The following is a 21,796-nucleotide window of genomic DNA, read 5'->3' on the forward strand; positions in this document are numbered from 1 at the left end:
TCTCACCTCTTGTGAGCGGACTTAAGGACTGCCGCTCAGGTTCACGGCGAGTCCGTGATCACGGATTCGCCGTTTATTCTCATAATCAGCGGCTGCTCCACATGGCTGGCCAGTACATTGCCTGCGAATCCGGCAGGCTGAACCTCGCCGCCGAGCGCGCTTTTGACCGCCAGATAAGGGAAGTTGATCCCGGAGAGACAGGAGATATGCAGCCCGCCGGACATCCGGGGATTGATCTCCAGCAGCTTCGGAACCCCGCCGCTGTATTTCATTTGGATATTGAAATTGAAGGGGATGCGGTAAGTCTCAGCCACCCGGGAAGCAATCTCCTCAAGCTCCGGGATGTGCTCCATCAGCCGCAGGCGGCCGCCGGCTTTACGGCGTGGGACAGCCGCAAGCAGCGCCCCCTTCGCATCCGCCAGACAATCAATACTGTACTCATAGCCGTCCAGCAGCTCCATCACCATCAGGTTCGGAAAGGAATCCACGCTGGCAAGCGTCCGGTAGGCCTCTTCGAAGGAAATCTGCGACGTGACATGCCCGAACAGCTCCTGCAAGGGACTGCGGCTGTTATTAATAATGCGGAAGCCCAGCCCGCCTTCGGTTTCGGTTGGCTTGAAGCAGACCTGATGGCCTTCGGCAACAAGCTCCTCATAGGCTGCCCGGAATTGCTCCGCTGTACTGACCACATGATAGTCAGGAATCGTCATAATCCCTGTCTGTCGCACATTTTCATAAAATTTGCCCTTGTCCATGATCGTCTCCAGCAGGTCCAGATCGCGGCAGACGAGCACCTTCGTGCCGATGGCATCGAACATAGAGACATGCAGGGCAATATCCAGCATATGGAGTCTTGGAATGAAGATATCAATCTCGTTGCGGCGGCAAAAATCAACGCAGAACTGCACGTACTCGATCCCTTCGAGCTCCGGCTCCGTTCCCGCAACATCTGCGCCTTGCAGCGACATATGCCGGATATCGGGGTGGGTCGCGAAAATTTGCACCGGGATGCCGTCCTCATTATTACGGATGAGATTCATATAATGAAAAGCCACGGAAAACCAGCGGTTAAAATAAATGTTTATCTTATTCATTGCGGCCAACTCCCACTGCCGTTAAATTGTTATAAATCTTCTGTACATATTGCAGAATCTCATCCCCGGCAAAAACACCCGACCGCTGCGTAAAGGGATATTCTAATTTTACTAGACCTGCCTGCTGCTCGGCAAATATTTCTCCGTGGCAAGGGGCAATGGCATAATCAGCGCCCGCCAGCAGACTCTTGTCCAGCAGGGAATCTCCTGACGCAACCATTGGCCCGGAATGAACCGTACGGCGCACATGAATAATCGCAGCGTTTTTGTTCACAGCCTCCGGCACCACATATAGCTTGCGGCCCTGCAAGGAGACGCGCCAGCCCAGCTCATGCAACTGCTCAGCCAGACGCGTAAGCTCATCCGCAGGCAATAAATCACGATATACCACAAAGGTATAAAACAGATCGTCGCAATAACGTTCGCTGATGATCCATTCCTCCCGCACGACCGACCGCACCAGATTGCCCGCTTCTTCCGCTGTTGCTGAGTCCCGCTCTACCCGTCTGCCGATGGCTGCCCGCCATTCCTTGTCTACGATCCCATTCACAAGTATATTCCCCCCATTGCTGGTGATCGCATAATCAGGAATAATCGTCTCCTGAAAAAGATTAATCCGTCTATACTGCGCAATAGTGCGCGTAGTTACCGGCATAAAAACAATCTTGGCGGCAAGCTCCCTAAGCAGGTCCAGCGCATGCTGCGAAATATAAGAGACCGTTCTGCCATCCACGATCTCGGCAGGGATGAGGCCCGGAGAATCCTCGGGAACACCAATCGCACCTGGAGAATAGATCAAAGTGCGATCCAGATCGCTGGCATAGATCATTCACTTTCTCCCTTCAGCGGCTTAATGATCCCGCAGCAGGAATAGGTCAGTCCGGGATACACCTCCACCGGAACGCCCCGGTCCTCCGCCAGCAGCAGAATATGGCGCAGATTTGGATTATCTATAGTATCAACGAGAATTTTCCAAGGCACTCTGCGCAGCAGCACACGGGTGGTTTCACCGACTCCGGGCTTGACCAGATTAATATCTTCAATGCCATACCTTTGCTGGATGCTCTCGATATCGCGCAGCCCTTGCCAGGTCGTCTCGGGAGGAGCTTCCAGCATTCCGGCCGCGATAACCTTCGCCTCTTCGGTCACTGAAGAATAGTATGGAGTTACCGCATCAATAAACACATTGGAGAGGTCGCTATCCAGCCACTCCTTATAGAATTTGGCCCCGTGGAACTCCTCTGGCCCAATAAGATCATCCCGCAATACAGTGCGGCTCATCAGGCCCGATACGGTAGAGTTCAGGCAGGCGCTCGGAATCAAATAATCTTCCCGGGTCCCGAAGGTGCCCGAGCAGTTGCCCGGATCAGCGAGAACCGCCAGATCATCATTCAGGGAAACGCCGTATTTTCGATAAAAGCTGCTGCAAGCTTCAATCAACACCCGGCGGATGGCTCCCTTGCCTGTCCAGCCGTCGATAAATTGCAGCTCCGCAGCCGCGCCATGCTTCTGCAGCATATAGAGAACCGCATTCTCATCAATGCCTTTGCCACGTATAATGGAAATGCTGTAGTGCGGCAGTTCCACTCCATACCGCGCAGCGATATAGCGTTTGATCAACACGCCAACCGGTGTACCCGCTCTGGCCAGAGATACCAGTACTGTATGCTCCAGGCCCCGCTTGGCTACGATCATCTCGGACACAACCGCAACCGCCAGCGCCACCTTTCCGGCAGATTGCCGAAGGGTCTCATGAAACAGCTCAATATATTGCTCTGTAGGCTGATACTCAACCGGAAGCATTTCCGAATAATGCACACCGGACTGAATCGCCTCCTCCCGCTCAGCGGTCGCCCGCTCCAACTGCACATCACTGAGATCCTTAAGCAGGAATGTGACATCGGAAGGGGGGTAGCTGCCCAGCGGAGCCGGGGGCGTAATGGTTCTGCTCATCAACTCTTCATATCCTGTTCCCTTCATCCGCTCAAGCCTCCATTTCCAGATTCAGCAGCCAGTACAATAAGATGTACCTTGTTCCCTGCCAGCCTTTTCAAAATATCCGTCATCGGCTCAACCCGCCCGCGGGGCACATCACGCTCAAGCAGCACGAAAATATCATCATACTGCCGCGGGTCTACATTGTAGATATAATTCGTAATTCCGGGATCGCCCGCTGAAGGATGGGCTGCGGCGCTGTGCACACCATAATCCGCACGGCGCTCCGGATGAATCGGGCTGCGGGTGGAAGACTGATAGAACACCCCTTCACCCATTTCCGCCGCAATCCGCATCGGCAGATACATGAATTCACCCACCCCCAGAACGAGGGTACGGGGTCCTTCACGCAGTTCGCGCAGCTTCGCCGCCGCCAATGCAACTGCTTCATCTATCTTCTCGTTATCCTTAGACTCCAGACCGAAGCGGCCGCTCAATTTCAAATACGGCGATGGATTGATTACTCCGTAGGAATCCGAAGAACTCACCATTAGCCGCTCCAGACCATCCTGCACATAAGTTGTGGCAACTGGAACCACAGCAGCCGACTCCTCATAGCCTTTAGCTTCAACCGGGCTCAGATGAGGGGTGCCCTTCACTTCGATATTGCCCTGCAGCAAGGATAACGATCTGATCCGAATCCCCAGCTCCTGCTCCAAATCACGGTAGGCCTGAATGTTGGCGCTGCTCCGCCAATCAAGAAGAGAGGCCACAACATATTCCTTGCGCGGGAACTTCGACTGGATATCGCGGATCGTATTAATTGCTGTATTGCCGGTTGTAATCTCATCATCCACCAGCACAATTGGTTCATCCCCGGACAACAGCTCAGGCTTCAGCGCATAGCATAAATGGTCAACCGCATGGGAATGCTCTTCCTCAAAGCTGATCACCGACACAAGCTCGGGAATATCCTCACGGGTAGTGTGAATATAGGATGCACCGGCAGCAAACATGTTGTACATACTGTGGCCCAGAGCAGTCGCGGTCTCAGCAAAGCCAATAAACCGAACCGGCTGCGGAAGCACAAGCTGTGCACCGAGCAAATCATGATACGCCTCCTCCGCATGCTCCGGGTGAATCAGACCGTGAACCGCTTGGTCCAAAAGCTTGTCCAGCAGCTCACCATCCGCTCCAGCTCCACCCAGCTCCTGGTAGAGCAGCAGCCCCAGAGCGGCTCCACTGAGCAGCGGGGTATACGGATTGACGGGGATGTGCTTGCCGAGCACCTTGCTGACGAAGAGAAATGAACGTTTTTTATTAATCCGGGCCGCCATAGCAAATAACGCCTCTACAGGCATATGAAAAGGGTTCGCAGTTTCGGTTACCGTCACCTGCAGGTCCCGTGTGATATTAAACGTGTGAATATTCGTTCTCGGGAAGTAATCCGACAAAATGCTGTTGTTCATGTAGCACCCCGTATATTTGAGATCGTAGTAAAATACGTTTCGCCCAGTTCAAATGCGGCTTTATTTCATTCATCTTGTTGTAATAATCACTTTTGAACACACCGCGGCTGCCATCGTTGCTCTCCACAATTCCCAGCGCATCCACATATTCCTCATGCATTACCGTATACATGGCCTGCACGGGTCTAAGGTGGGAGGGATGGATAATCGTTTTGCCTACAATTCCATTTTCTTTATCCAAAAGCACTTCACGGAATAATCCGTCCATAGAGCGGGTAATATAATGGTTGCGTATTTCAATGCCATGCTTGCCGTAAGTATCCTCAAAGGGGGTCTGCCGCAGTTGCGGGCGTAATACCCGGTGTCCTTTGTTCGCGAAATATTCCCATACCGGCCCCGAAATCACATATCCTTCCTCCACCCGCCCGAACACGTTGATGATATCGGAGATGCAATCGCGGATTGGCGTCAGATCATAAATGCTGATATCCGGACTGCGGCGCAGCCCGAACAGACTGGAGAAATCCGTCGCTCCGATCCGCACATTCAGCACATAATCACGGTACTCGGCAAGCAGATCGCGGATAGCAAGCAGCGTGTCCAGCCGGCTCTCCCGGTAAATGACCGGGGCGCTCTCCAGAATAGGCATGCCGTACAGAACAGGGGCGGAATAGCTGCGGGAGCTGTTGTATTCGGCAATAGCCTCGAAATAGTCCGCGCCGTTCTCCATAGAAAACTTGGGAAAAACAAAGCCGGTCAGCATTGTAATCAAGGTCCCCAGCCGGAAAATAAGCTGCTGCAGTTGCTCCGGATGGCGCACACGAATGAACAGCAGCGGAAGACCGCTTCCCTTATCAGGCTCATTCTCGGAATAAGCGGACAGGAAAGCAAGATGTCTTACAATCGACTCTTCAGCATAGTCGACCTCACCGTCGCCAATCGCATCCTCCAGATCCATAATTACCGTTACAAGTCCCGATCCTCTAAGCTTAATAATATCTTCAGCCACACTGCTGCGGGTAGCCGGCATATACAGGGCGGCTCCGACAGCGTAAGCCAGCAGTTCCTTGGGCGTAGAAGGGTCAAACGAAACAGGCGGAGAGTAGAATAAGGACAGTTCTTGTTCTTCAGTCAGGTAATTAAAGTATCTCAAAGCCTTCCCCCCTTGTCGATTTGCATAACACACAAAAAGAATAGCCCCTCCTTATAGAGAGCAGTAGAACCAGCTACGCCGTCCTCTCGGGGACGGCATCCGGCTTTCTCAAATACAAGCAAGGGCCATGCTATAGAGCTATAGGTTTACATCTTGTGCTTCCGCTTCAGTTATACCTTGCGGTTGGCCTCTTTTTTCTTCTTGCCGTTGCTGTACAGAATCGTTCCTACGAATACTGCAATCAGAATAGTGAAGAACACCACATGCGGCATTTCGTAGCCGAAGGCTCCTGCCAGCATCTTGCCCGCAATAATGGCGATCAGCAGAAACGCGGTTTGCTCCAATTCGGGAAATCTGCCAATAAGCTTAAGGAATAGCTGTGCTACACCGCGCATCATCAGCACGCCAAGGATACCGCCCATGAAGAGTACCCAGACCTTATCGCTAAGTCCGAAGGCCGCTACAACACTGTCAATACTGAACGCAATATCCATTAACTCCACCATCAGCACCGTTCGCCAAAAAGAGGTGCCTTTGTTCTCCGTGTGATCTTCCTCGCCGCCCTTAAACAATCCTTTATAGGCGATATAGAAGAGGTAGAGCGCACCGAGAACCTTAACGAGCGTAAATTTAATCAGGAACGTTCCGAGGCCAATCGCCAGGAATCTGAATAAATACGCACCGAGAATCCCGTAGAATAAAGCCTTTTTCTGCTGCTCCTTCGGCAGATGCTTAACCATGACCGCAAGTACGAGCGCATTATCCGCCGAGAGCAAGCCTTCCAGCAGAACCAGACTTCCGATGATTCCCCAGCTTACCGGGTCGGAGAGTGTGCCGACAATATCGCTCCATGAGAAGAAATGCCCGTAATTCTCACTGATACTCCTAAAAAAATCGCTGAACCAGTCCATTCCAATATGCCTCCGGTAAAATAGTTTATTTGCTGCCTGCTACCCACTGCAGTCCCCAACCAAAAGCCTGATCCATCTCCCGGTGACCGCTGAAATATTGCACAAGCCGTTCAATGCTGAACGTTTCATTCCCCACATTCCGGATCATGGCAATCGCGCACATGCCCTTGCGGTTGTTATGCTCGTCCAAATTCACGACAATATCCGGCCCGCCTTCCTGAGTGATGGTAACCACGCCATCCGCTTCCGACCAATGGGTAACGCCTTTATAGATAAAAGCAAAAATAAGAACCCGTTCAATGTCGGCAACCTTACTTCCGTTTATACGCAAATTCTCCCCGGAGGTTACGGAACCGGTCCGGTCATCGCCATCCAGCATTACATAAGGCGGATATTCCAAATGTCCAAAAGCATTGCCCAGCGCCTGAACAACGCCCTTGCGGCCATCCTTCAGCTCATACAGGCAAGCAAGATCCAGATCCACACCGCTCTTGCGGCTAAACAGCCCGCCTTGCTTCTGATTCCAGTTAAGGTTAATCTTCACTTCGCCAAGGCCGGAGGCTGATTTCTTCAGGTTGATGGAATCGCCTTTTTTCTTCAATTCAATCTTCTTCAGATTAAGGTTCAGCGCTGGAGCAGGAGGCGCCTCCTGCACCTGCGGAGGCGGCGGAGCAGGTATAGAAGGCGGACGGACAACAGGGGCCGCCGGTGCTGGCGGTATCGGTGCTCCTGCCTTCTCCTGCTTCTGCGCCGCAGCCGGCTCGTCAGCCACTTCAATTCCAAAGTTGCCGCAGAGCGCCTTCAATCCGCCGTCAAAGCCGGCCATAACGGCACTATACTTCCAATCTTCGCCGTATCTATATAATTCTCCTACTACAACAGCCGTTTCCGCAGAGAAATGATTTCCAAGTTTACACCGCAGGATTTCCGAGCCTGTCGCCTGGTCCAGAATCCGGCAATGCGCTTCACTCATTTGCCCGAACATTTGCTTGCGGTTCTCGCCGTCATAGAGTGTAAGCGTAAATGCGATTTTCATAACGTCAGAGGGGATTTTATCGAGCTGCACTTCGAAGTGCTTGAGTCCCCCGGAGCCATGCCCCGGAACATCCTTATACCGGATATAGGGTGTAGAAGGATTATTGTAAAAGATCAGATCGTCATCCTTGCTTACTTTGCCTTGAGCTCCTAACAGAAAAGCCGAGGCATCAATTTCCATTGAGGAAGGCGCTTGCCAGGCGATCTCCACAAGCAGAGATTTAAGTCCGGAGTTGCCTTTCGTCAGGTCGGCCTTCTGCCCTTTTACTACTTCTGTACTCATGTTCATGCCACCTTTTTCAAGGGATAAGGGTATAAAAAGGGCAGGATCGGTAATGATCCCGCCTTTGAAGCTTCTATTGCGCGTCCAGTCCGTAGTTCCTGCATAAGGCACTAAGTCCGCCGGCAAAGCCGCTTCCTATCGCCTGGAATTTCCAATCCGCACCGTTGCGGTAGAATTCACAGAAGACAACAGCAGTTTCTGTTGAGAAATCCTCTCCCAGATCAAAGCGGAGAATCTCACGGTCACTGGATGCATCTACGACACGTACAAATGCGTTGGAGACTTGTCCAAAGTTCTGGACCCGGGCTTCATAATCATAAATAGTTACCGTAATACCAATACGCTGGATATGAGCGGGCACCTTGCTGAAATCAACCAGGATCTGCTCATCGTCGCCTTCTCCTTCACCGGTACGGTTATCCCCCGTATGGGTGACAGAGCCGGCTCCGCCATTCGGATTATTGTAGAATACAAAATCATCCTCGCCTTTGGCTTTGCCGTCCTCATGGAGCAGGAATGCCGAGGCATCAAGGTCAAAATCCTTGCCGCCGCTATATTTGTTCGTATCCCAGCCGAGTCCCACAACTACCTTCGTCAGACCCGGATTGGTCTTGGTAAGATCAATACGCTGTCCTTTGGAAAGACTGATCGTCACTGGCAATAACCTTCTTTCATGAATAGTTTCTTGTATATCTTAAGCAATGCTTATTGCAGGCCGTAATCACGGGTCAAGCCGGCAAGACCATCCTTGTAGCCGCTGCCAATCGCATTGAATTTCCACTCAGCACCGTTGCGGTACAATTCGCCGACAACTACGCCGGTTTCAATGGAGAAGTCTTCGCCCAGGTCGAAACGGATCAATTCCTCGCTGTTGGCATCATTGACGATACGCACATACGAGCGGGAGACTTGTCCGAAATTCTGGCTTCTGGCTTCCGCTTCATAGATGGTGATGGTGAATGCCACTTTTTCAACGTCTGCCGGAATGCTGAGCAGGTCCACCTGAATCTGCTCATCGTCTCCCTCGCCTTCACCTGTACGGTTGTCACCGGTGTGTACAACGGAGCCGTTCTCGTTCTGCTTGTTGTTGAAGAAGATGAAGTTGCTCTCTTTATCCACTTTGCCGCCCGCATTGGTCAAAAACACGGAAACGTCCAAGTCAAAATCTTTACCGCCATCATATTTGTTGGTATCCCAGCCAAGACCTACCGTAATTTTGGACAGGCCCGGATTTGTTTTTGTCAAATCAATCTTCTGACCTTTGGATAAATTAATCGCCATGAATTGAAACCTCTCTTCTTATATTGGAATTAGATGTAGCGTTCAGCCAATTGGTTGATATGCGCTGCGTGTGCAGCTTCACCGATGGCGGCGAATTTCCATTCCTCGCCATGCCGGTACAGTTCTCCGCAGATTAGCGCCGTGAAGCCTGTGTAGTTATCCGTCAAATTGAACTTAACCAGCTCGCTGTTGCCGGATGCATTAATCACCCGGATGTACGCCGATTTAATCATCCCGAAATCCTGCTTCCGGTTCACGGCATCATAAATATTGACTACAATCAGAACCTTATGCACATCCCCGGGAATCGCCTTCAGATTCACTTGAATCTGCTCATCGTCGCCTTCGCCCTCGCCCGTCAGGTTGTCCCCGGAGTGAACAACGGAGCTGTTCGCATTCTGCTTGTTGTGGAAGCACACCAGGTTCAGCTTATTGGTCAGCTTGCCATGCTCATTGAGCAGCAATGCCGAAGCATCACAGTCCACATTGGCCTGCTTCTTAATTCCGAAGAATCCGCGCGCCGGCTCAGCAGGGTCCCAGCCGAGTCCTACAATGACGCTGGACAGTCCGGCATTTCCTTTGGTTAAATCAATCTTTTGACCTTTTACCAGATTAATACCAGCCAAATTCTTGTACCTCCGTTTCCGAAAAGAATCACAGTCTCTTAGTCATACGACACAAAAACAGATACGTTTCATCTTTCATCCGTTTCAGGGAGAAATTCCTTTTTTGCAATTAAAGACTGAACTCGCTTGGGTTCAGCCCCAGCACACTGCAAATATTCCGCACAACTGCTTTTTCGTGCTCGTCGAAATCCCCGTCAGCCGCTCCGATTGCGGAGCATACGCCTACAATTACGCGTCCAATTTCCGGCTTGCTGCTGAATTTGGCGATAGCCTTCAGCGCTTCCTGCTTGCCGATCTCCGGGGAGAACTCGAAATTGCTGACATAGAAATTGAACTGGGCAATAACATCTCTCATGTCAAATACCTTCAGCTCATTGCTGAGGTTCATATATCCGGCCATCTTATTCTTTTCGGCTTCCTCAATTTTTCCATCGGCAGCAGCAACCAGGGCGCAGCCCGCTACTACAGCGTGCATGAAATCTTTATTTTTAAATTTCTTCACCTGGTCTGTCAGTCCGTTTTTTGTTGTGTTCAACCAATTTTTAAATGTGCTCATCGTATTCTCCTTCTATCACTATAAATTATGATAAACAAAAGATATCCCCGAGCCTCCTCTCCGTCAATTCGACAGATATTTACTTAATGTTCCATATTCAAACACTTACCCTTCTAATATAACCGATTGAACCACAAGATTCTACTTTTCCAGCATTTCACAACACTTTGGATAAAAAAGCCTGCGTGCGTTCATGCGACGGATTCCCGAACAACTGCTCCGGGCTGCCCTCCTCAACCACTACGCCCTGCTCCATGAACAGAACACGGTCTCCCACCTCGCGGGCAAAGCCCATCTCGTGCGTAACCACCACCATAGTCATGCCTTCGCGGGCCAGCTCCTTCATGACTGCCAGCACCTCGCCAACCATTTCGGGATCAAGCGCGGAGGTAGGCTCATCAAACAGCATAATCTTCGGCTCCATAGCCAGCGCCCGGGCAATCGCTACCCGCTGGGCCTGCCCTCCCGACAGCGAGGCGGGATACATCTCCGCCTTGTCCAGCAAGCCAACCTTCTGGAGCAGTTCCCGCGCCTTCTCCCGCGCCCTGTCCTCCGGCCACTTCCGTACCTGGACCGGAGCCAGCATGATGTTCTCGATCACTTTTTTGTGCGGAAACAGGTTGAACTGCTGAAATACCATGCCAAGCTCGGTACGGATATCATTAATCCTTGTGCTTTTGGCCATCAAGGAAGTGCCGTCAATGATTATGTCGCCCTCTTGCGGTTGCTCCAGCAAATTCAGGCAGCGCAGAAAGGTCGATTTGCCTGAACCCGAAGGTCCGATTACCACCACAACCTCCTGGCTGCGGATATCGGCGTTAATGTCGGTCAGCACCTTATGGGCTCCGAATGATTTATGCAGATGTCTAACTGAGATAATTGGCTCCATATCAGGCTACACCTTCCGTTCGATATAATTAAGCAGCTTGCTGAGGGAATAGGTAAGAATCAAATAGATAAATGCAGCGGTCAGATACGGCTCCCAAATCCGCAAATACTGCCCTTTCATCGTGTTGCTCCAGTACATGATCTCCGGTGCGGCAATCAGCGCGAGCAGTGAAGAGTCTTTTACCAGGACGATAAATTCATTCCCAAATGCAGGGATCATCCGCTTGATCGCCTGCGGCAGAATAATAAAACGCATCGCCTGAAATTTCGTCATTCCAAGCGATACTGCGGCTTCCCGCTGACCCGGATCAATCGACTGAATCCCGGCGCGGAAAATCTCGGCGGAGTAAGCGGCGGAGTTCAGCGACAGTGCCACAAAGGACGTCAATAACACATTGGTAGTGCCGTAAAAGGCCGGAATCACCCCGAAGTGTACGATGAGGATTTGCACATAAAGCGGCGTCCCCCGGAAAAAATTGATATACGAATGAAAAGGCCAGCGGAAATACGCCTTCGGAGCCATTTTGCCAAAGCCGATGCCCAGCCCCAGTATGGAGCCGAAGATAATCGAGACCATAGATACACCAATTGTAAATGCCGTTCCCTTTAACAGCACCGGTATATAATGAGCGATGATGTCAAATCTGAAATCCATAGAATTCTTCCCTTCTCTTCTGTCTAAAAAAAGAAGCACGCGCAATAGCAATCATTACGCATGCTTAGTTGTTCGTCGGCTTACTTCGCGTTCAGCAGGGTCCCGGTATCCGGCTCTTCACCGAACCAATTTTTATATATTTCAGCATATTTGCCGTTCTCAATAATCTTCTTGATCGCCGGGTCCAGCTTGGCTTTCCATTTACTGCCCTTAGGATACAGAATGCCGTAATATTCGGAACCGAAGTTCTCTTTGTCGACAATGCCGGTCAGCTTCTCTTTCGGATTGTTCTTGATGTATTCGTTGATGATAGCGATATCCGCCACTACCGCATCCGCCCCGCCGCTGTTCAGCTCCATCAGAGCTACCGCGTTGCTGTCAAACCGTTTCAGGTTGGCGTTATCGACACCCATAATCCCGCTCATAAGTTCATCCGCCGTAGTCGCCGCCTGCACTGCAACCTTCTTGCCCTTCAGATCAAGCGCGCTCTTAATGTCGCTGCCTTCTTTAACCATAATCATATTGGTGGATTCAAAATAAGGGATGGAGAAATCATAGGTTTCCTTGCGTTCGTCCGTAATGGATACCGAGGATAACCCGGCTTGGTATTCCGTGCCTTGCTTGACACTTGTCAGCATCGTATCCCAGCCCGTGTTGGTCACACTGTAATCAATCCCGGCTTCTTCCATAACCGCCTTGATGAAATCAATATCAAAACCTTTGATGGTGTCCGTATCCATGTACTCCATTGGCGCATAGCTCGCGTCACTGGCGAACTTGATGGTCTCACCGCCGGCGTTTTTGCTAGAACCGCAGCCTGCCATTGCCAAGACTGTAAATGAAACCAAAGCTAACATAGACAACTTCTTTCCGATCCCCATTTTCCCATCCCCCTACTTATTTGTAAAATAACTTAAAGAGATTTTATCAGAATAAAGTAGTGGTGACAATTAACTTTTCTTATTAATGTAATGTTATATAACATTATATCGAGAGATTGTAACATTTCCTGCTCGGTAATCGCACAAAAAAACACTGCCGGGAAAAACTCTTCCCTGACAGTGCCTTTTGGCTGTATTCCTATATCAATTCCGGTTCAGGTTATTGCGCCTTAAAACGTCAGATCGCCGTCATAGGATGCAATCATCCGGTACAGCTCCGGCCGCCGGTCGCGGAAAATCCCCCACTCGATCCGTCCCACTTCTAGTGCATCCAGATCAAATTCGCTGACCAGCACCGTCTGTTCACCGCGTCCGGCTTCGACAAGCTTGTTGCCCTGCGGGCCGGCAATAAAGGAGGAGCCGTAGAAGTTAATGCTGGAGTCCTCGTCGATTTCTTCGCCGATCCGGTTGGAGGCCACGACAGGAATAAGATTCGCCGCCGCATGTCCAAGCATGCAGGTCTGCCAGTGGTCCTTGGAGTCAATCGAGCCGTCCTGCGGTTCCGAGCCGATGGCGGTCGGGTAGAACAAAATCTCCGCACCCATCAGGCTCATTACACGGGCAGCCTCGGGATACCATTGATCCCAGCAGATGCCGACGCCGATTTTGGCATAGCGGGTGTTCCATACCTTGAAGCCGGTATCTCCCGGATTGAAGTAGAACTTCTCCTCGTAGCCCGGGCCGTCGGGAATGTGGCTTTTGCGGTATTTGCCCAGCACCGTTCCATCGGCATCAATTACAGCCAGCGAGTTGTAACGGGCGTAGTTTTTTTTCTCATAAAAGCTGATCGGCAGCACCACCTGCAGCTCTTTGGCTACCGCCTTGAAATGATTCACCGCCTTGTTATGCTCAAGCTCGGTGGCATAGACGTAATAATCGGATTTCTCCTTCTGGCAGAAATAAGGAGTCTCGAACAGCTCCTGCAGCAGAATAATCTGCGCGCCCTGGGCTGCAGCCTCTCTCACCAGAGTATCGGCCTTGCGGATATTCTCATCAATGTCGCCGGAGCAGCTCATTTGCGTCGCGGCTACTTTTACTTTTCTCAAAATTCTGTCCTCCTTCAAGAACTAGCTGATTTCCCCCGCAGGCATCTGCTGCGTGGTGCAATGCACGTTGCCGCCTTCGCCAATGACGGCCATCCCGTTCACCGTACGGATTCTGCGGTCCGGGAACAGCTCGGCAAGCTTCTGCCCGGCAAGCAGGTCTGTCTCTGTGGCCGTACCGCCGAACACCGGCAGAATAATGCCGCCGTTCACGAAATAAAAGTTCAAATAGCTGAGCGTCAGACGGCCGTCCTCCCCATCCCTGTGCGGGGGCTGCTGAATTTGGACAATTTCCAGCTTCCGTCCTTTGGCATCCACGGCGTTCTCCAGAATCCGCAGATTCTCCTGGGTAATTCCGTAGTTCTCATCCTGCGGGTCGTCGCAGACCTGAATGATCACCTTGCCCGGTGCGGCGAAGCAGGCGATATTGTCCACATGGCCATCGGTTTCATCTCCGCTGAGGCCGCGCTTCAGCCAAATGATAGCTTCTGTACCAGTATATTTACGCACGTATTCTTCAATTGCTTCCCGGCCCAGCTCCGGATTGCGGTTCTTGTTCAGCAGGCATTCCTCCGTGGTCAGGAGCGTGCCTTCCCCATCCGTATGAATCGAACCGCCTTCCATGACAAGGGGGGCATCGAAGCGCTGAATCTGCACCTGCTCCAGAATCTGCGGTGCTACCTCATCGTCGAGATCCCACGGCGAGTATTTGCCGCCCCAGGCATTGAACTTCCAGTTCACACCCGCAAGTGCTCCATCCTTACCCTTAACAAAGGTCGGACCGTTATCGCGCAGCCAGGCATCATTATGCCGGATGGACAGCAGCGTAACATTATCCCCGAGAGCGAGTGCCTGCACTTGCTCCAGCTCTTCGGGATTCACCACCACGCTTACCGGCTCAAACTCGGCAATAGCCCGGATAATCTCAGCATAACCTGCGCTTACAGCTTCATAATTCTCCGGGAAAACCATAGAAGCCTGGACCGGCCAGGAAATAAAAGTACGCTCATGCGCGTCCCACTCCGCCGGCATTGTATAGTTCAAATCTGTAGGATACATTCGTTAGCTACCTCTGCTCTTAAATTTGGAGCTTGTCACAACCCTCCAAGCTCCTTACCCATCATACAATAATATAGGGATGCGCTCAATTGCCGCACGCTGAAAATCCCCCTGGCAAAATCCAGGGGGATCATGGATACAGCTATAGTCTACAGCTTGATCTGTTTCACTACGTTTCCGGCAAAATCCTTAATAATAAACTCTCCGTTGTCGAGGATTCCATAGGAATTGGGATTATTCTCTTTCGGCAGCGAGATCGAGCCCGGATTCAGCACGGTAATGCCGTCTTTGACCTCAGCCACCGGAAGGTGCGTATGGCCCTGGATAAAGACATCGCCCGGCGCGAGCGGTGGCAGGTTGTCGATGCTGAAGCCATGTCCATGAGTAGCATAAATCTTCCGGCCTTCATGAAGAATCAGCACATAATCGCCCATCATTGGGAATTGCAGCAGCATCTGGTCTACCTCGGCATCGCAATTCCCGCGTACAGCCGCCAGCGATTTGCCATAGGCATTCAGCCTGTCGGCAACTCCCTGCGGGTTGTAACCGTCAGGCAGCGGATTTCTGGGGCCGTGGTACAAAAAGTCTCCCAGCACAACAAGCGTATGCGGCTGCTCTTCCTCCGCTCTAGTCAAAACCTGCTCCAGCCAATGCAGTGACCCGTGAATATCAGAAATGAACATCAGTTTCATAGATAAACTCCACCTTTCTTTTTATTCATTGAACAGAATCCCATACTATTCTGCTTGGCCTATATGTCAATTCTATAATTTGAATAACAGATAATTCAGTACATTTAAACAATTTCTCATCAAAGACTGTAATGTTAAAACCGCCCTCACTCTTATTCATCGTACTGTCGTATTCAATTCCATCGTATTCTCTGGTACCTTCCGTAGTCTTAATACTCTTAATAAAATCGACAATATATTGGGTTGGCAAATAGTCGAGAGCGCTATCTTGTCTTCTTAGGGGCTTTGCAATTTCTCTATTTATTTTTTGCAAATGCCTTTTGTTTGTAGCATGTTGGGTATTGTCAAGATCGGAAAAAGCGCTAATTCGATCTATAGCCGTCAAATCAACAATATCCATATCCTGAATTAATTCAAACTTTCCAACAGTTACATAGTCGTGTGCGCCTGCTCTCACTTCTTTCAGTGTGGTCGTCACATCATTAGAGAGATACAAATGGCTTATTCCTTCAGGATTTGCTCTACCTGCACTTGCCAAGGCAGGAGGAGGAGCAGACATTTTATCGACGCTCCAGCCCTCTTTATCCGATACTCTCGCCCTATAAAAAATGCTCCCGGCTTTATATGTTTTCTTTACGTAGGAACAGAACAATTGCAATACCTCTTCATTTAAATGATCCGTGTGAAACCTGTTTTGGGTTTTAATCGCTTCGACAAAATCTTCCCAATTATATGTTTTCAGAAGAGAATTGCTCTGGAGATAGCTAGCCTGTTGCGATTTTGGAATGCCAATTGGTGCATCAAACAATTCAGGATTAGAACGATACCTTTCTTCGCAGATCACTGTAATCAATTTGTATATTATTTCTTTTTCAAGATTAAAGATGTTCCAGTTATCGTGAAGCTCATCTTTGAGCAGGCTCAGGTCCGCCCGTGGGAAATTCAGAGGTAATGCATCTACCGGAGTAAATATGCTTATAAATTCTTCAAACCAGGTAGTTAAAAGGTGATTGGTCTCTGTGTCATAAATAAATACATTCTTACAGCCACAAGTATAACAATTGCCTTTATTCTTAAGATCCTTGATATGGGATTTCACTTCAACATCTTGAAAGCACTCTGTACAACAAATCATATTTATCGCACCCCATCCAAATATTGGGATACCAGTTCGAGATGATGCATAATGGATAGTTTTTTCACAATTCCCAGTCCCGGGTAGGTCCCTGCTTCGAAATGCCTCACCAACCGATCCAACCCATAGGTTTTTATATTCGACATTTCATACCATTTATACAGTTTGGTAATTGCTTCATAAAACTTTCCCGCCGGGTCATTCAAATCTTCGTTTGAGTCCGAAACGAAATGTTTTATTCGTAGATTATAAGACGAGTCAAAATAAACGATATGTATCGCAATAGCAAATGGAGCAAAGCCAGATTCAGAGTAGGGCTTTCCAACGATGGAGTAATCCGAGAATCCTACATATCCTTCTTCTCTATAGTAGAGATGATCCTCAGAAAAAAATTCATCATCAGATTTGATGTAATCCACATTGCGAATCTGCTTTGTAAACTTGTCATCTAAGAGTACTCTGTTCGTTCTAAGCTTGCGTTTAAAAGCACTCTCATCTGGTATAAAATGATATTTTGCAGGATTGTCATTTATCTCTTGCCCATAACTATCCAACATATCCCTATCCTCGCAGATCATTAATACATCTGCCCTTTTGATTCCTTCAGCCTGCAGATTGGTTAATTCACCAGATGAATTTCGATTCAGAATATGGCCTTTGATTATTTTATCATTCGTCATAAGCTTCGTGTAACTATCTTTAAGAGGAGATTCCACTAGTTGTTTTAAGTCGTCAGTAAATGTACCTACTTTAGGGTTGTGAATAATTGTTAGCGGTTGGCCTCTGTCAATAAAATACTCCATTGTCTTAATTAATGTTGATGATAATTTAACCGGTTCAATTACTGGAATAATTCCGTTACGAATACACTCACGATCCAACAATTCCCTGATAGCCAGCAATTCATTCTGTCTTCCTCTTAGATATGGAAAGTACATTTTTTATCAACCCCCGAATTTTTTTTCCAGAAAATAATTAAGTTTGTAGTAATCCTCCCTTCTGAATTTTGAAAAATATATCAAAAATTTTAGTTCATAAGGCACAAAACGTTGAAAAACCTCATCGTCCACCGTAATTCTTTTCTTCAACTCAATAAGCATGTATCGATATGCTTGTTCAATTGGTATTGATTGAAAATGTTCAAAGCATGCCTTGTAATAGCGCACTTGCTCTGTAACCGGCAGCTTATTAAAATGTTTCAATAGAATACTCTCGAATTCTTGTTTTCTTAACATGTTAAACATCGTACGATAGTCCAATTTAGTATTATCAGCAAGTGGTGGCTTACGAAGGCTAAGAGTGTTTTTATTTGTCAGAATATAAATTCCGACAGGTGTATGCCCCAAAAGTCTTAACACAGATTCATAATTGGATTCATAAGTTACCACACAAACATTATTAAAACCTTTATAGTAGTCGGAGACTTGATTCTCAAGCCGGTCAAGATTATCCAACTCCGTTTTAATTTCATACACTACTGCTTTACCATTAATTAGAACTAAGTCAGCTTTTGATTTGTTAATCAAAATTTCTGTTAATGCGGTTGTTGTTTTCAGGCTGTGTCTGCCAAGCAATAGCTTATTTAAGAGTGTATTTTTATAAAAATACTCGTTTCTATAACTCTTGGTTATAATTTGATATACATCACTTATTAATTCCTTGTTATATTGTGTTCCAACATCGCCTAAATATCTATTTATTGTTGTGATATACGCGTGATTGTACTCATCGTTCGTCAAATCACTGATTGTATTTTGAGAAAAAAAACGATTAAGAATCATATTGTTTGTATCCATAGCTAAACCTTCTTTCAAACAAATGCTTATTCTACGTCAATAATAATATGATTCTGCTTCACTAACAACAAACTCCCTAATTAATGTAAATCAGAAAAGCAATAAACCCTTCTGTAAGGATAGAAAAATGGACGTCCCTTTGGACGTCCACACCGGTTGCTTCCCGGAGACAATATGACTTATGGCAGATTCGATGAACCCATCAGGAACCGGTCCACCTCGCGGGCTGCCTGCCGGCCTTCGTTGATCGCCCATACTACAAGGCTCTGTCCGCGCCGCATATCTCCGGCGGCGAAAACACCTTCGACATTGGTCACCTGTGCTCCGAATTCCGCCTTGGCATTGGAGCGCTCGTCACGCTCTACTCCAAGCTGGTTCAGCACGGTTTCTTCCGGTCCGGTGAAGCCCAGAGCCAGCAGTACAAGCTGCGCCTTAATCACTTCTTCACTGCCCGGAACTTCAACCGGAACCATGTGGCCCTGCTCATTCCGGGTCCATTCAATGCGTACAGTGTGCAGCTCCTGCACATGCCCGCCATCATCCCCGACAAAGCGCTTTGTATTCACAAGGTAACGGCGCGGATCTTCCTTGTATAACGCCGCCGCTTCCTGCTGGCCGTAATCGACCTTCAGCACCTTCGGCCATTCCGGCCAAGGGTTGCCCGTCTGGCGGGTAAGCGGTGACTGCGGCATTATCTCTAATTGGACCACGCTGCGGCAGCCGTGGCGGATCGAGGTAGCTACACAGTCGGTTCCTGTATCCCCGCCGCCGATTACAACGACATCCTTGCCGGCCGCAGTGAGGTATTCCCCGTCGTCAAGGCCGGAATCCAGCAGGCTCTTCGTATTCAGCGTCAGGAATTCCATCGCCTGATGAATGCCGCGAAGCTCGCGGCCTTCTATTGTAAGATCGCGCGCCTGCGTTGAGCCGCCGCAGAGCACTACCGCATCATGGTCATCCTTCAGTTGCGGCGCGGTAATATCTTTGCCGATCTCGGTCCGGGTAACAAAGCTGACCCCTTCCGCCGCCAGCAGATCCACGCGGCGCTGCACGGTCTTTTTGTCCAGCTTCATGTTCGGAATTCCGTATGTCAGCAGACCGCCGATCCGGTCGGCCCGTTCATAGACAGTTACACTGTGTCCGGCTTTGTTAAGCTGGGCGGCACAGGCGAGTCCCGCAGGACCGGAGCCGACTACGGCAACCTTCTTGCCTGTCCGGCTAAGCGGCGGCTCGGGAACAATCCAGCCTTCGGCAAAGCCTCTGTCCACAATAGCCTTCTCAATAGATTTAATCGTTACCGGCTTACCGTTCATTCCCACCGTACAAGAGCCTTCGCAAGGCGCAGGGCAGACCCGTCCGGTAAACTCCGGAAAATTATTAGTTTTGTGGAGCCGCTTCAGAGCAACCTCCCAGTTGCCGCGGTATACCATATCGTTCCATTCGGGAATCAGATTGTGCAGCGGACAGCCCGAGGCCATCCCGGAGAGCAGACGGCCTACGTGGCAGAACGGCGTTCCGCAATCCATGCAGCGCGCCCCTTGCTCCCGCAGCTTCTCCTCATCCATTGGCTGTGAAAATTCATTCCAGTTCTTGATCCGTTCTAGCGGCTCACATTCTGCAGGGGTCTGCCGCTGATATTCCAGAAATCCTGTTGCTTTACCCATACCTGTCATCCTCCGAGTCTCTCTGATTGGCCGCCGTAACGTCAAGGGCGGCATTCTTGCCCCATTCGGCTCCAAAAAGACAGTTACTCTCTGTCACCGACTGATTATTTGTCACTGTAAAGCAGCAAAGCAAAAGGCTATAAAAAGGCGGATTTCCGCCTGAAATGCCTTTATATTATCATCTATACTCTATAGCCTAAATGAGCAATGTCACATTTTTTAAATAAAATTTCGGGGATGGGCAGAGCCGGTCTGAAGCATTATTTTGCCTTACCGGCATTATATACAGAATTGGATACCCCCAGCAGAATTCCGGTAACCGGAAACACCACCCAGTTCATATCCCAGCGATCATAGACAAAGCCGCTGATCAGGAAGATGCAGACGGCCACCGGCCAGATAATGGCTGCGACAGAGCCCATAACACGGTTCTCTTCCTTCTTTTCCTTAGAGAACTCGCCTTCCCCTAGCAGGAATTTGAAGCTTTCTTTGATACTCCCGTAGTAGATGAACAGGAAGACTGCCAAAGCAATTAACGCAAGCAAGAGAACCACGCCATAAGCCGTATCGCTGTCATTGAACACAGACCATACAATAACTGGAACCGGGCTAAGCACACACAAGCATACCCCCATCACGAGAGACAGGGTATACGTAGAGGCATAGGCGCTGCTGCGATGCTGGATTTCGGTCCGCAGCTCATACGGCAGGTCGAAGCCGTTGCGCAAATATTTATATTTCTCCAGCATCGTGCCGCTGAAAATGAACATTCCAACTGCCAAAGCCACCAGTATAAGCAATATGACCACACTAAGGATCGAAGCAGCATCAGCAACAATTCCCCCTCTGAGAAAACCGGACTCCGCCAGAGAGTTGAGCAAGATCAGCAATGCGGCGCCGCCGATGCACAGCGTTACGCCAAGCCCCACCAGGAAGCCTGATTTCTTTTTGGCGGCCATATAGCCCCAGGTATCCTCGGGAGCAAGCAGGGGAAGTGGAGGATACGGAGGAAGCGGGCTTTCTGCGTTCTCCACCTGAATATCCAGCTCAGCAATCAATTCATCAATATTGCCGAACTCGGAGATCACAATGCCTACGGCTTCATTTTCGGTCTTGCCTTCCTGCTTCAGCTCATAATATTTCTCTTCCATGTTCGCCAGCAGATCCTGCTTAAGTCCCTGCATTTGTGCAGTCTTAGGGAGAGCAGCAAACATATTGTTTAGATAACCAATGATTGTATCCATCTTACCCCAGCTCCTTAATAAATTTGTTTACAACTTCTTGTGTAATAAGCCACTCCGCACATTTCTCATGGTAGTAGGCCAGCCCCTCCAGAGTAATACGGTAGTATGTACGGCGTTTCCCCTGAGTCTCATCTTTATAAAAAGAGCAGATATACCCATTCTTCTCCAGCCGGGCGAACGCGGAGTAGAGGGTGGTCTCTTTCATAATATATTTCTCATCCGACAGCCTTCTGATATTCTTCGAGATTTCGTAGCCGTAGGACTCGCCGTTCAGAAGCATATATAGAATAAAAGTATCGTTGTATCCGCGAATCACATCACTGCTGATCAATAATA

Annotated in this window: 23 protein-coding genes; all 23 read right to left on the reverse strand. The window is 49.4% G+C overall.

Annotated elements, in window-relative coordinates:
• Positions 1 to 41 precede the first annotated feature (41 nt).
• Positions 42 to 1,094 (reverse strand): ATP-grasp domain-containing protein, encoded by a 1,053-nt coding sequence (locus tag B212_RS0125400; protein WP_019914044.1) that lies wholly within the window; start codon positions 1,092 to 1,094, stop codon positions 42 to 44.
• A complete protein-coding gene (locus tag B212_RS0125405) occupies positions 1,087 to 1,923 on the reverse strand; it encodes an HAD family hydrolase (protein ID WP_019914045.1) in 837 nt (278 codons plus the stop codon). Before B212_RS0125405 ends, B212_RS0125400 begins: the two co-directional genes overlap by 8 nt.
• The gene (locus tag B212_RS0125410) at positions 1,920 to 3,074 is read right to left on the reverse strand and encodes a cysteine protease StiP family protein (protein ID WP_019914047.1); all 1,155 of its coding nucleotides are present in this window, start codon (positions 3,072 to 3,074) and stop codon (positions 1,920 to 1,922) included. The genes B212_RS0125405 and B212_RS0125410 overlap by 4 nt, the downstream gene beginning before the upstream one ends.
• Entirely contained in the window at positions 3,071 to 4,366 is a 1,296-nt protein-coding gene (locus tag B212_RS0125415; RefSeq protein ID WP_019914048.1) for a phosphoribosyltransferase family protein, read from the reverse strand. The genes B212_RS0125410 and B212_RS0125415 overlap by 4 nt, the downstream gene beginning before the upstream one ends.
• A 76-nt stretch (positions 4,367 to 4,442) precedes the next feature.
• A complete protein-coding gene (locus B212_RS0125420; RefSeq protein WP_019914049.1) occupies positions 4,443 to 5,651 on the reverse strand; it encodes an HpcH/HpaI aldolase/citrate lyase family protein in 1,209 nt (402 codons plus the stop codon).
• A 170-nt stretch (positions 5,652 to 5,821) separates the two neighbouring features.
• Entirely contained in the window at positions 5,822 to 6,562 is a 741-nt protein-coding gene (locus tag B212_RS0125425) for a TerC family protein (RefSeq protein WP_019914050.1), read from the reverse strand.
• A gap of 25 nt (positions 6,563 to 6,587) precedes the next feature.
• A complete protein-coding gene (locus B212_RS0125430; RefSeq protein WP_019914051.1) occupies positions 6,588 to 7,880 on the reverse strand; it encodes a TerD family protein in 1,293 nt (430 codons plus the stop codon).
• A 73-nt stretch (positions 7,881 to 7,953) separates the two neighbouring features.
• Positions 7,954 to 8,535, reverse strand: coding sequence for a TerD family protein (locus tag B212_RS0125435; RefSeq protein WP_019914052.1), 582 nt, complete (start codon positions 8,533 to 8,535; stop codon positions 7,954 to 7,956).
• 50 nt (positions 8,536 to 8,585) lie between these two features.
• A complete protein-coding gene (locus tag B212_RS0125440) occupies positions 8,586 to 9,161 on the reverse strand; it encodes a TerD family protein (protein WP_019914055.1) in 576 nt (191 codons plus the stop codon).
• Between the two features lie 29 nt (positions 9,162 to 9,190).
• Positions 9,191 to 9,787: a TerD family protein gene (locus B212_RS0125445; RefSeq protein WP_019914056.1), complete on the reverse strand. Its 597-nt coding sequence runs from the start codon at positions 9,785 to 9,787 to the stop codon at positions 9,191 to 9,193.
• A 109-nt stretch (positions 9,788 to 9,896) separates the two neighbouring features.
• The gene (locus tag B212_RS0125450) at positions 9,897 to 10,343 is read right to left on the reverse strand and encodes a tellurite resistance TerB family protein (protein ID WP_019914057.1); all 447 of its coding nucleotides are present in this window, start codon (positions 10,341 to 10,343) and stop codon (positions 9,897 to 9,899) included.
• A 157-nt stretch (positions 10,344 to 10,500) separates the two neighbouring features.
• On the reverse strand, positions 10,501 to 11,223 hold the full coding sequence (locus B212_RS0125455) for an amino acid ABC transporter ATP-binding protein (RefSeq protein ID WP_028531041.1): 723 nt from the start codon (positions 11,221 to 11,223) through the stop codon (positions 10,501 to 10,503).
• A 15-nt stretch (positions 11,224 to 11,238) separates the two neighbouring features.
• Complete coding sequence (locus tag B212_RS0125460; protein ID WP_019914059.1) at positions 11,239 to 11,886, reverse strand: amino acid ABC transporter permease; 648 nt, start codon at positions 11,884 to 11,886, stop codon at positions 11,239 to 11,241.
• 80 nt (positions 11,887 to 11,966) lie between these two features.
• On the reverse strand, positions 11,967 to 12,767 hold the full coding sequence (locus B212_RS0125465) for a basic amino acid ABC transporter substrate-binding protein (protein ID WP_019914060.1): 801 nt from the start codon (positions 12,765 to 12,767) through the stop codon (positions 11,967 to 11,969).
• A gap of 230 nt (positions 12,768 to 12,997) precedes the next feature.
• Entirely contained in the window at positions 12,998 to 13,873 is an 876-nt protein-coding gene (gene aguB, locus B212_RS0125470; RefSeq protein ID WP_019914061.1) for an N-carbamoylputrescine amidase, read from the reverse strand.
• Positions 13,874 to 13,894: 21 nt separating this feature from the next.
• Complete coding sequence (locus B212_RS0125475; protein WP_019914062.1) at positions 13,895 to 14,929, reverse strand: agmatine deiminase family protein; 1,035 nt, start codon at positions 14,927 to 14,929, stop codon at positions 13,895 to 13,897.
• Between the two features lie 149 nt (positions 14,930 to 15,078).
• Complete coding sequence (gene yfcE / locus B212_RS0125480; RefSeq protein ID WP_019914064.1) at positions 15,079 to 15,621, reverse strand: phosphodiesterase; 543 nt, start codon at positions 15,619 to 15,621, stop codon at positions 15,079 to 15,081.
• A gap of 25 nt (positions 15,622 to 15,646) precedes the next feature.
• Positions 15,647 to 16,756: an RES family NAD+ phosphorylase gene (locus B212_RS0125485; RefSeq protein ID WP_019914065.1), complete on the reverse strand. Its 1,110-nt coding sequence runs from the start codon at positions 16,754 to 16,756 to the stop codon at positions 15,647 to 15,649.
• A gap of 2 nt (positions 16,757 to 16,758) precedes the next feature.
• Entirely contained in the window at positions 16,759 to 17,694 is a 936-nt protein-coding gene (locus B212_RS0125490) for a sce7725 family protein (RefSeq protein WP_019914066.1), read from the reverse strand.
• 6 nt (positions 17,695 to 17,700) lie between these two features.
• Positions 17,701 to 18,552 (reverse strand): sce7726 family protein, encoded by an 852-nt coding sequence (locus B212_RS0125495; protein WP_019914068.1) that lies wholly within the window; start codon positions 18,550 to 18,552, stop codon positions 17,701 to 17,703.
• A 179-nt stretch (positions 18,553 to 18,731) separates the two neighbouring features.
• Entirely contained in the window at positions 18,732 to 20,216 is a 1,485-nt protein-coding gene (locus B212_RS0125500) for a glutamate synthase subunit beta (protein WP_019914069.1), read from the reverse strand.
• A gap of 260 nt (positions 20,217 to 20,476) precedes the next feature.
• A complete protein-coding gene (locus B212_RS0125505) occupies positions 20,477 to 21,460 on the reverse strand; it encodes a permease prefix domain 1-containing protein (RefSeq protein WP_019914070.1) in 984 nt (327 codons plus the stop codon).
• 1 nt (position 21,461) lies between these two features.
• Complete coding sequence (locus B212_RS0125510) at positions 21,462 to 21,791, reverse strand: PadR family transcriptional regulator (RefSeq protein ID WP_019914071.1); 330 nt, start codon at positions 21,789 to 21,791, stop codon at positions 21,462 to 21,464.
• Positions 21,792 to 21,796: the final 5 nt, after the last annotated feature.

Source organism: Paenibacillus sp. HW567 (genome assembly GCF_000374185.1).
GTDB lineage: Bacteria > Bacillota > Bacilli > Paenibacillales > Paenibacillaceae > Paenibacillus_AQ.